Source organism: Micrococcus sp. KRD128 (assembly GCF_017168395.1).
In the GTDB taxonomy this organism is placed as follows: Bacteria; Actinomycetota; Actinomycetes; order Actinomycetales; family Micrococcaceae; genus Micrococcus; species Micrococcus luteus.
In genome coordinates this window covers 115,357-125,969 of the sequence record NZ_JABFAX010000001.1, presented here as the reverse complement: position 1 = coordinate 125,969, position 10,613 = coordinate 115,357, and the positions used below count along the sequence as shown (strand labels likewise).

The window sequence follows — 10,613 nt, the reverse complement described above, 5'->3', positions numbered from 1 at the left end:
CCCCCGCCGCGACGCCGTCCCCGGTCGCCGACCTCGAGTCGATCCGCGCCGCGATCCGCGCCCACGGCGGTCCCCTGGTCTCGACCGCGCACATGCGCGGCCGCCCCGCCCCGACGCCGCCGGCCGCCCACGCGTCCCGTGGCCTGCGCGGCGCCGCGCGCACCCTGACCGCGACCCGCCGCGACGTCGCCGCCCGCCTGGCCGACTCCCGCGAGCGCGCCGACGTGCCCGTCGAGGCGCTGCTGAACTCCGCCTTCGTCGACGCCCACGCGCACGAGCGCCCCGCCGAGCGCGGCGTGCCGCGCGGGCGTCTCGCCGGCCTCGTGGACGCCGTCCTCCCGCCGGCCCGTCCCGCGGACGACGACGCCGCGGCCGGCCTGCTGCTCGCCCTGCGCGAGCCTGCCCGGGAGGTGTTCGCCTCCGACTCGTTCGCCGCCCGCCCGTACGCCGACGCGCCCACCGTCCGCGCGCTGTTCGAGGACTTCCTCGCCCACCCGCGCCGGCACGACCCCGAGCGCTTCTGGCGCCTGCTCAACCTCGAGCTGTGGCTGCGCGACGCCGTGGACCCCGACGCCGCCCCGGCCAGCCCCGCCGCCGCGGTCGACGAGGCCGCGGCCGCCCCGGCGCCGGCCAAGCCGGACCACGAGCCGAACCCGGGCAAGGAGCTCGACCTGGTCTCGGCCGAGGACGGCCGCCGCTACCGCCGCTTCCCCGTGCAGACCGGCCTGGTGGACCGGGACACGGACCTGCAGGCCTACCTGCGCGGCGAGATCGAGGACTTCTTCCGCGACCTGCCCGCGGACGCGATGCCGCAGGACGCCCCGTGGCACTTCTCCGTGTCCGAGAAGATCGTGGCCATCACCCAGGGCCGCTCCTACTACACCTGGGAGGTCCGCCCCTCCGTGGCCGCCCGCGCCCTCTCCCGCCTGGTCACCCGCACGCCCGCGGGCATCGGCCTGGGCGACCCCACCACCATGCAGCTGGCCATCCAGGAGGCCGGCCTGCCGCGCATCGTGCTCTCCGCGGCCGCCGGCGCTGCCGGCAAGGTCGCCGGCAAGCGCGGTGTGTTCTACAACGTGGTGGGCGGCAACGTCCGCGCGATCGACGGGCCCACCACCTACTCCACGTTCCCGGCCAACGTCTCGGCCAAGCTGCCCCCGGCCGAGCCGGACCGGGTGGCCGCCGAGGTCTCGGCGATGATCCGGGCGGCGGACATCCCGGCCTGGGCGAAGGCCTCCTTCGCCGGCACCGTCGTGATGGACGCCAACGACATCGGCCGCAACGCCCTCGGCAAGGACACCGCCGCGTCGGCCGCCGCCCTCGAGGCCGCCTTCGCGGACAACCCGCTGGGCCAGGGCCGCGAGCGCACCCCGCTGGCCGTCGTCGTGCGAATGGACTGAGCCGTGCTGCTCTCCGACCGCGACATCCGCGCCGAGCTCGACTCCGGCCGCGTGGGCCTGGACCCCCTCGACCCGGCGATGGTCCAGCCCGCGTCCGTGGACGTGCGCCTGGACCGGTTCTTCCGGCTCTTCGACAACCACCGGTACGCGCACATCGACCCGCGCCAGGAGCAGGACGAGCTGACCCGGCTGGTGGAGGTGGATCCGGACGAGGCGTTCATCCTGCACCCGGGGGAGTTCGTGCTCGGCTCCACCTATGAGCAGGTCACCCTGCCGGACGACCTCGCCGCCCGCCTCGAGGGCAAGTCCTCGCTGGGGCGGCTGGGCCTGCTGACGCACTCGACCGCCGGGTTCATCGACCCCGGTTTCTCCGGGCACGTCACGCTCGAGCTGTCCAACGTGGCCACGCTGCCCATCACGCTGTGGCCGGGGATGAAGATCGGCCAGCTGTGCTTCTTCCGGCTCTCTTCGGCGGCCCAGTCGCCGTACGGCACCGGGGCCAACCAGAACCGGTACCAGGGTCAGCGCGGGCCCACGGCCTCCCGGGCGCACCGCGACTTCCATCTCACCCGCATCGAGCGATGACCGACGTCGCGCTCCCGCCGGTCGCCTCCGCCGCCCCGCGCCGCCAGGTGGCCGCGTGGGCGCTGTGGGACTGGGGCTCGGCCGCGTTCAACGCGGTCATGGTCACCTTCGTGTTCGGCACCTACCTGGCCTCGGACGCGTTCGGGCCGGACGAGCGGGGCACGGCGTGGCTGTCCACGGCCCTGGCGATCGCCGGCGTCGTGATCGCCCTGACCGCGCCCGTGATGGGCCGGCGCGCGGACGGCGCGGGCCGGCGCCGCCTCTGGCTGGGGGTGATGACGGCGGCGGTGATCGCGTGCACCGCGGCCTGCTTCTGGGTCACCCCGGAGGAGTCCTCGCTGCTGCTGGGCGTCACCCTGATCGCCCTGGGCACGGTGTTCTTCGAGTTCGCGGAGGTGCAGGTCAACGCGATCCTCGTGCACATCTCGACGCCGGCCACGATCGGCCGGATCTCGGGCATCGGCTGGGGCGCGGGCTATCTCGGTGGCATCCTGCTGCTGCTGATCGTGTTCGTGGGCTTCGTCTCGGGGGACGCGCACTGGTTCGGCGTCACGGAGGACGCGGCGCTGAACATCCGGGTGGTCGCGCTCGTGGCCGCGGCGTGGTTCCTGGTGTTCGCGATCCCGGTGCTGGTGGCCGTGCCGGACCCGGCGCCCGCGCCGTCCCCCGGCGGCGGCCCGCGGCGGGAGTCCCTGGCGGCCTCGTACCGTGCGCTGGGGTCCACGCTGGCGCGGATGTGGCGCGAGGACCGGAACACGCTGTGGTTCCTCGTGGCCTCGGCGGTGTTCCGCGACGGCGTGGGCGCGGTGTTCGTCTACGGCGCCATCCTGGGCACCACGGTCTACGGGCTGGCGGCCTCGGACGTGGTCCTGTTCGCGATCGCGGCCAACGTGGTGGCCGCCCTGGGCGCCTTCGTGGGCGGGCAGCTCGACGACGCAGTCGGCCCGCGCCGGGTGATCCTCGGTTCGCTGGCCGCCATGGTCCTCGTGGCCGGGGCGCTGTTCTTCGCCTCGGGCACCCTCGCGTTCTGGGTCGGCGGGCTGGCGCTGTGCCTGTTCGTGGGCCCGGTGCAGTCGGCCTCGCGCGCGTTCCTGGGCCGGCTCACCACGCCGCGGACGGCGGGCGAGGTGTTCGGGCTGTATGCCACCACGGGCCGCGCGGTCGGGTTCATCACGCCCGCGCTCGTGACGCTCGCGCTCGCCCTGCACCCGGACAACCGGGTGGTCATCCCCGTGATCGCCGTCGTGCTCGTGGCCGGTGGGCTGCTGTTCGCCCGGGTCACGGAGCCGATCACGCGGAGCGCGGAATCGGTCCGCTGACCCCGGGTGGGGCGCATCCCTCCGCTAGGCTGGACCGTACCCCCGCCCGTGCCTGACGAAGGGACCGCATGCTCGTCATCCTGACCGCGCTCTTCGTCGTCGCGCTCGCCGCCCCGGTGATCTTCCGGTGGACGGGACGTCAGGGGTTCTATCTGCTCGCCGCCGCCCCCGCGGCGGGCTTCGTCTGGCTGCTCACCCAGCTGCCGCACGTGTTCGCGCTGCAGGAGGCGCTCGACGCCGGCCGGCCGGTCCCGGCCTCGGCGGCGCACCTGGACCGCGCCGTGCCGTGGGTGCCGTACCTCGAGATCGAGCTCGCGTTCCGCATGGACGTGCTGGCCGCGTTCATGTCCCTGATCGTGCTCGGCGTCGGTGCGCTGGTGCTGGTGTACTGCGCCCGCTACTTCCGGGAGCACGAGCCGCGCAACGCGGTGTTCGGCGGGCAGTTGCTGGCGTTCGCCGGCGCAATGTTCGGGCTCGTCACCACGGACGACCTCATGGTGCTCTACACCTTCTGGGAGATCACGTCTGTCCTGTCCTTCCTGCTGATCGGCTACTCGGGCCACCGCATCTTCGCCCGCCGCTCCGCCATCACCGCCCTGATCGTCACCACGTTCGGCGGCCTGGCCATGCTCGCGGGCCTGATCATGCTGGCCCACTTCGCCGGGTCCTGGCGGATCTCCGGGGTCCTCGAGGCCGCCCCCGCCCTCATGGCCGACGCCGGGCTGCGCGGGCTGCTCGAGGTCGCCGTCGCCCTGGTGCTGATCGGCGCCCTCACGAAGTCCGCCCAGGCCCCCTTCCACTTCTGGCTGCCGGCCGCCATGGCCGCGCCGACCCCCGTGTCCGCGTACCTGCACGCGGCGGCCATGGTGAAGGCCGGCGTCTTCCTCGTGGCCCGCCTGGCCCCGGAGTTCCACGGCCTCGCCATGTGGCAGGTCCTCGTGATCGGCGTGGGTCTGTGGACCCTGCTGCTCGGCGGCTGGCGCGCCCTGCGGCAGACCGACATCAAGCTCGTCCTCGCGTACGGCACGGTCTCCCAGCTCGGCTTCCTCATGGTGGCCAACGGGCTGGGCACCCGCGACGCCGCCATGGCCGGCCTCGCCATGCTCCTGGCCCACGCGGTGTTCAAGGCCCCCCTGTTCATGGTGGTCGGCATCATCGACCACGAGGCCGGCACGCGCGATCTGCGCCAGCTCTCCGGGATCGGCCGCCGCCACCCGGCCCTGGCCGCCGTCGCCGTGGTGGCGGGCCTGTCCATGGCCGGCCTGCCTCCGCTGTTCGGCTTCGTGGCCAAGGAGTCCGTCCTGGAGGGCCTGGCCGCCCACGGCGTGGCGCACGCGGACGTGTGGGGCTGGACGCCGCTCGTGCTCATGACCGTGGGCTCGGTGCTCACCTTCGCCTACACGTGGCGGTTCCTGTGGGGCTCGTTCGCCGCCAAGCGGGACGAGGAGGGGGCCGCGGTCCCCGTCACGCGCTTCCACACCCGCGTCACCACCCTCGAGCTGGCCCCGGCCGCGCTGCTCGCGCTCGCCGGCCTGGTGCTCGCCTTCCTGCCCGGCCCGGTGGAGGGGATCATCACCGCCCACACGGGTTCCCTGCCGCCGCTGGACCCGGAGGAGGCGCCGGCCTACCTGGCCCTGTGGCACGGCTGGACGCCCATCCTCGCCCTCTCCGCGGGGGTCTGGGTGCTCGGCGCGCTGCTCGCCCTCGGCCGGCCGGGAGTCGAGGCGTTCCAGCGCCGCGTCGAGTTCCCGGTCGACGCCCTGCGCACGTACCGGAAGATCACCGGCGCCCTCGACGAGGTCGCCATCTGGGTCACGGGGCGCACCCAGACCGGCTCCCTGCGCCGCTACCTGGGCATCATCCTGGCCACCGCGTTCCTGCTGCCGGCCGCGTTCCTGCTCTTCCCCGTGGGGCGCAGCGAGCGCACGCTGGCCACCTCGTTCCTCTCCGCGGACGTCGCCTGGTTCCAGACCCCGGCGCAGCTGGTCGTGGTGCTGATGATCGCCGTCGCCACCGTGTTCGCCGTCCGCGCGCGCCGCCGCTTCAAGGCGATCATGCTGGTGTCCGTGACCGGCTACGGCGCCGCCGCCCTGTTCGCGATGCGCGGCGCCCCGGACCTCGCGATCACCCAGGTGCTCGTGGAGACCATCATCCTGGTCACCCTCATCCTGGGCCTGCGCGTGCTGCCGCCGGACTGGTACGACCGCCGCACCGGCTCGCGGCGGATCGCCCGCATGGCGGTCGCCGGCGGCTTCGCCCTGACCATGATGTGGATCGCCGCCACCGCGCTGGCCGCCCGCACGGCGGAGCGGATCTCGCTGCCCATGCCGGAGCTCGCCTACACGGACGGCTACGGCACGAACGCCGTGAACGTCACCCTCGTGGACATCCGCGCGTGGGACACGTGGGGCGAGATCACGGTGCTGGCCGCCGCGGCCACCGGCGTGGCCTCCCTGATCTTCCTGCAGCACCGCGACGGGCGCGCCCGCAGCATCGACGACGTCGCCCCCGGCTCCGTCGGCGACTTCGGCGCCGACTCCTCGCTCGGGGCCCGCGAGCTGTCCGTCGTGCGCAGCTTCGCCGTGGACGACCGGAAGGGCCAATGGCTCGTGGCGGGGCACACGATGGCCCCCGAGCGGCGCTCGATCATCCTCGAGGTCGTCACCCGCTTCCTGTTCCCGATCATGATGCTGCTCTCCGTCTACCTGCTGCTGGCCGGGCACAACACCCCCGGCGGCGGCTTCGCCGGCGGCCTGCTCGCAGGCCTGGCCCTCACGCTGCGGTTCCTGGCCGGCGGCCGGTACGAGCTGCAGGAGGCCTCCGTGATCCCGGCCGGGCCCATGATCGGCCTGGGCCTGGCGATCGCCACGCTCACCGGGATCGCCCCGCTCTTCTTCGGCGGGCAGATCCTGCAGTCCTATGTGGTGGAGTTCACCGACCTGCCGCTGTTCGGCGACGCCCTCAAGCTGGTCTCGGCCACGGCGTTCGACATCGGCGTGTACCTCGTGGTGGTCGGGCTCGTGATCGACGTGCTGCGCTCGCTCGGCGGTGAGGTGGACCGCCGGGGCGAGGAGGCCCGCCGTGCGCGGGCGCGCGCCGCGGCCCGCCGTCGTCATCCGCGCATGCCCACCCCGTCCACCCCGTCCACCCAGGAGGCCGCCCGATGATGACCGTCGACCTGGCCCTGCTCCTGGCGATGGGCGTGATGTTCGCCGGGGGGATCTACCTGGTGCTCGAGCGCAGCCTGACGCGCATCCTGCTCGGCATCGTGCTGATCAACAACGGCGCCATCATGCTGCTGTTCCTCTCCTCGGGCGGCACGGGCCTGGCCCCGCTGTTCGTGCGCGGACGGGACCCGCACGAGTACGCGGACACGCTGCCGCAGGCGCTGATCCTCACCGCGATCGTGATCGGCTTCGCCGTGGTCGCGTTCCTGACCGCCATGATCTACCGCTCGTGGCTGCTCGTCCGCGAGGACGAGGTCGAGGTGGACGCGGAGGACGTCAAGATCGCCCGGATGCCCGCCTGGGACGCGGAGGACGACGCGGAGCTCGTGGAGGAGTCCTCCGAGTTCCTGGACGACGCCGCGGACCCCAACGCCCACTACGAGCACGCGACGGAGGCACGGCCCCAGGTGCAGCACGCCACGCCCGCCCCCCAGGCGCCCACCGGATCCGGGGCAGCGTCCCGCGGCCGCCGTCCCGAGGGCGGGGAGCGCGCATGAGCATCGGTTCCGTCCCCCTGACCGACCTGGCCCCGCTGGCCGTCATGCTGCCCGTGCTGGGCGCGGCCGTGACCTTCATGCTCGTGCGCCGCCCCCGCGCGCAGATCACCGTCACGGTCTCCGCGCTCGTGCTCACCCTCGTGCTGGACGCGCTGCTGCTGGCCGCGGTCTGGGACACCGGGGTCGCGGCCGTCCACCTCGGCGGCTGGCCGGCCCCGCTGGGCATCAGCCTCGTGGTGGATCGGCTCTCGGCCCTCATGCTCGTGGTGTCGGCGCTGATCACCCTGGCGGTGTTGCTGTACGCCTCGGCGCAGGGGCTGATCAACCGGGACGAGGGTGGGCCGGTCTCGATCTTCCACCCCACGTTCCTGATCCTCGTGGCGGGCGTGTCCAACGCGTTCCTGGCCGGCGACCTGTTCAACCTCTACGTGGGCTTCGAGATCCTGCTCACCGCCTCGTACGTGCTGCTGACCATGGGCGGCACCGCCCAGCGCATCCGCGCCGGCATCACCTACGTGGTGGTCTCCGTGATCTCCTCCGTGGTGTTCCTGATCGCCATCGCCATGGTCTACGCGGCCACCGGCACCATGAACATGGCGGACCTGGCCGTGAAGCTCGGCGAGCTGCCCAGCGACGTGCAGATGGTGCTGCACGTGCTGCTGCTCGTGGGCTTCGGCATCAAGGCGGCGGTCTTCCCCCTGTCCTTCTGGCTGCCGGACTCGTACCCCACCGCGCCCGCCCCGGTGACCGCGGTGTTCGCGGGCCTGCTCACCAAGGTGGGCGTGTACGCGATGATCCGCACCGAGACGCTGCTCTTCCCGGGGGAGCACGTCAACGCGCTCCTGCTCGTGGTGGCCGCGCTGACCATGGTGGTGGGCATCCTCGGCGCGCTGGCCCAGACGGACATCAAGCGCATCCTGTCCTTCATCCTCGTCTCCCACATCGGCTACATGATCTTCGGCCTGGGCCTGGCCACGGAGGCGGGGCTGGCGGCCACCGTGTACTACGTGGCCCACCACATCACCGTGCAGACCGCGCTCTTCCTCGTCACGGGCCTGATCGAGAACCGCGCCGGCACCGCGAACATCGACCGCCTCGGGTCCCTGGCGAAGGTCTCCCCGTTCGTGGGCGTCCTGTTCCTCGTGCCCGCGCTCAATCTCGGCGGCATCCCGCCGTTCTCCGGCTTCCTCGGCAAGGTCGGCCTGCTGCGCGGCGGCGTCGAGCAGGCCACGCCCCTGGCCTACACGCTGGTGGGCGTGTCCCTGCTCGTGTCCCTGCTGACCCTGCTCGTGGTGGTGCGCGTGTGGACCCGCGCGTTCTGGCGCCGCGTCGAGGACGTGGAGCACCCGCCCGCCCAGCTCGTGGCCGCCTACGAGCGGGCCGTCGCCCGTGGCGAGCGCCCCCGCCCGCTCGAGCCGGGCCTGGTGCTGCCCACCACGGCGCTCGTGGGTCTGACGCTGGTGTTCACGGTGGCCGCCGGCCCGCTGTTCGCCCTGTCCGACGACGCCGCCACGGACATGCTCGACCGCTCGCCCTACATCTCGGCGGTGCTCGACGACGCCGCGGCGGAGCGGGCCGCGGCCACCCTCAGCGTCGACCCGACGGAGGTGCACGATGCCCGGAACTGACTCCGCCCGCCGCGACGTGGTGCGCCCCGACCGGATCCGGGGCGTCGTGGCCCAGTGGCCGCTGATCCTCGTGCTGGTGGCCGTGTGGTGCGCCCTGTGGCAGGACTTCGCCCCGCACGTGGCCCTGGCCGGCCTCGCCTTCGCGCTGCTGATCCTCGTGCTCTTCCCGATGCCGAGCATCCCGTTCAGCGGCCGGCTGAACCCCTGGTGGTCCCTCGTGTTCACGGTGCGGTTCCTCGTCGACGTCGTGCGCGCCTCGGTCCACGTGGCCGGGGTGGTGCTGCTGCGTGGCCGCCGCGCCCGGGGCTCGATCGTGGGCGTCCCGCTGCGCAGCCACGACGACCTCATCATCACGCTCGTCAGCCACGCCCTGGCCCTGGTGCCCGGCTCGATCGTGCTCGACGTGGACCGGGTCCGCTCCGTCCTGTACCTGCACGTGCTCGACGCGACCACGGACGAGGACGTGGAGGGCTTCCGCGCCACGGCCCTCGACGTGGAGGCGGGCATCATCCGCGCCGTCGGCTCGCGGGAGGACCTCGAGCTGGTCCGCCGCTTCCCGAGTTCGGCGCCCCCCGCCGCCCGGGCCGAGGACCGCCGCGGCCCCGCGGACCCGTCCGCCGCCCGCCCCCCGAAGGAGGAGGCCTGATGGACCCGATGGACCTGGCCGCGTGGGCCGGCGGGGCGCTGCTCGTGGTCGGCGCCCTCGGCGCGCTCTACCGGATCGTGCGCGGCCCCTCGCTGCTGGACCGGGCGATCGCCACGGACGTGCTGCTCGTGGTGTTCTCCGGGATGCTCGTCCTGGAGATGGCCGTGCACCGCCACACGCACCACGTGGTCCTCGTGGTGCTGGCCGCCGCCGTCGGCTTCGTCGGCTCGGTGACGGTGGCGCGCTTCGCGGAGGACCGGCGCCCGGACCACTCGCTCGAGGACCAGGCGCGCGTGCCCGGCACCTCGGACGTGCCGGGCGGGGAGGAGGGCCGATGACCGAGACCGCCACGCTCCTGGACTGGCTGGCCGCGTTCCTGCTCGTGAGCGGCGCCTTCTTCTCCCTGGTGGCCGGGGTGGGCCTGCTCGTGCTGCCGGACCTGCTGGCCCGCATGCACGCCGCCGCCAAGCCGCAGGTCCTCGGCCTGCTGCTCATGCTCTCCGGGCTGGCGATCGAGTGGCGGTCGTGGGTGTGGCTGCCCGTGCTGTTCCTGGCGTGGGTCACCCAGATGGTCACGGCCCCGGTGGCCTCCCACCTGGTGGGCCGCACGGGCTACCGCACCAAGCACGCCCGCCGTGAGCTGCTGTACCGGGACGAGCTGGCCGCCGTCGTCCATCGGGCCGAGCCCCCGGCGGACCCCGGGCCGCGCCGCGCCGGCGCCCGGCCGCGCGGCCGCGGCTGACACCACCCCGCACAGCACGACGGCCGCCGTCCGGATCCCTCCGGGCGGCGGCCGTCGTCGTGGTGGTGGCGGCGGGACGGCTCAGACCTCGTGGTCCACGCGGTGCGCGGTGGACTCGGACACCTTGCGGATCGCGGCGCCGGCGCCGCGCTGGCCGGCGACCTTCAGCAGCGCCGCGACGCCCGCGGAGATGAACGCGAAGGACAGGGCCTCGACGAGCGGCAGCGTCTCGTCGGCCGCGTCGTCCGGGGCGCTGTGGCCGGTGACGAGCCGCCAGCCGCCCGCGACCACGCGGGAGCCGACGATGCCGCCGACCAGCGTGATGCCGGCGGACAGGGCCTTCTGGGCGAGCGTGTTCATGGTGCGCCTTCCGTGGTCGGGGATCTCACGTGCGGTTGTGGCCGCGGCCGACGACGCCGGACGGGCCGGTCCCCAGCCTAGCTGTTGTGGGTCATGAGGTTCTTGCCACGGGGTACGGGCTGAGATGAGACGAGCGGGCCCCTGCCGCAGGATGGAAGTTCCTCAACAACCCACCTGCCAGAAGAGACCCGCTCATGACTCACGCTAAC

The 10,613-nt window shown here is 73.6% G+C and carries 9 protein-coding genes and 1 pseudogene; 9 read left to right on the top strand and 1 reads right to left on the bottom strand.

Annotated features, from left to right (window positions below; translation table 11 throughout):
* The 9 genes and pseudogenes from J1M44_RS00560 to mnhG all read left to right on the top strand — a co-directional run.
* Nucleotides 1-1,400: hypothetical protein (locus tag J1M44_RS00560; RefSeq protein ID WP_206480343.1), on the top strand; the 1,400-nt coding region annotated here is incomplete at its 5' end.
* 3 nt (nucleotides 1,401-1,403) lie between these two features.
* A complete protein-coding gene (dcd, locus tag J1M44_RS00555; RefSeq protein WP_036317147.1) occupies nucleotides 1,404-1,985 on the top strand; it encodes a dCTP deaminase in 582 nt (193 codons plus the stop codon).
* Nucleotides 1,919-3,304: pseudogene (locus J1M44_RS00550) on the top strand (MFS transporter); the annotation flags it as partial. The gene dcd and the pseudogene J1M44_RS00550, both read left to right, overlap by 67 nt.
* A 68-nt stretch (nucleotides 3,305-3,372) precedes the next feature.
* On the top strand, nucleotides 3,373-6,471 hold the full coding sequence (locus tag J1M44_RS00545; protein WP_206480342.1) for a Na+/H+ antiporter subunit A: 3,099 nt from the start codon (nucleotides 3,373-3,375) through the stop codon (nucleotides 6,469-6,471).
* Nucleotides 6,468-7,028, top strand: coding sequence for an NADH-quinone oxidoreductase subunit K (locus J1M44_RS00540; RefSeq protein ID WP_002858374.1), 561 nt, complete (start codon nucleotides 6,468-6,470; stop codon nucleotides 7,026-7,028). Before J1M44_RS00545 ends, J1M44_RS00540 begins: the two co-directional genes overlap by 4 nt.
* On the top strand, nucleotides 7,025-8,656 hold the full coding sequence (locus J1M44_RS00535; protein WP_206480341.1) for a Na+/H+ antiporter subunit D: 1,632 nt from the start codon (nucleotides 7,025-7,027) through the stop codon (nucleotides 8,654-8,656). The genes J1M44_RS00540 and J1M44_RS00535 overlap by 4 nt, the downstream gene beginning before the upstream one ends.
* On the top strand, nucleotides 8,643-9,302 hold the full coding sequence (locus J1M44_RS00530) for a Na+/H+ antiporter subunit E (RefSeq protein WP_206480340.1): 660 nt from the start codon (nucleotides 8,643-8,645) through the stop codon (nucleotides 9,300-9,302). Before J1M44_RS00535 ends, J1M44_RS00530 begins: the two co-directional genes overlap by 14 nt.
* Nucleotides 9,302-9,640 carry a monovalent cation/H+ antiporter complex subunit F gene (locus tag J1M44_RS00525; RefSeq protein WP_098470782.1) on the top strand — a complete coding sequence of 113 codons (339 nt, stop codon included), beginning with the start codon at nucleotides 9,302-9,304 and terminating at the stop codon, nucleotides 9,638-9,640. Before J1M44_RS00530 ends, J1M44_RS00525 begins: the two co-directional genes overlap by 1 nt.
* Complete coding sequence (gene mnhG / locus J1M44_RS00520) at nucleotides 9,637-10,044, top strand: monovalent cation/H(+) antiporter subunit G (RefSeq protein WP_206480339.1); 408 nt, start codon at nucleotides 9,637-9,639, stop codon at nucleotides 10,042-10,044. Before J1M44_RS00525 ends, mnhG begins: the two co-directional genes overlap by 4 nt.
* An 81-nt stretch (nucleotides 10,045-10,125) precedes the next feature.
* Here the strand turns inward: mnhG and J1M44_RS00515 are convergent, their stop codons facing one another.
* Nucleotides 10,126-10,404, bottom strand: a complete 279-nt coding sequence (locus J1M44_RS00515) for a DUF4235 domain-containing protein (protein WP_010080219.1) — start codon at nucleotides 10,402-10,404, stop codon at nucleotides 10,126-10,128.
* Nucleotides 10,405-10,613 lie beyond the last annotated feature (209 nt).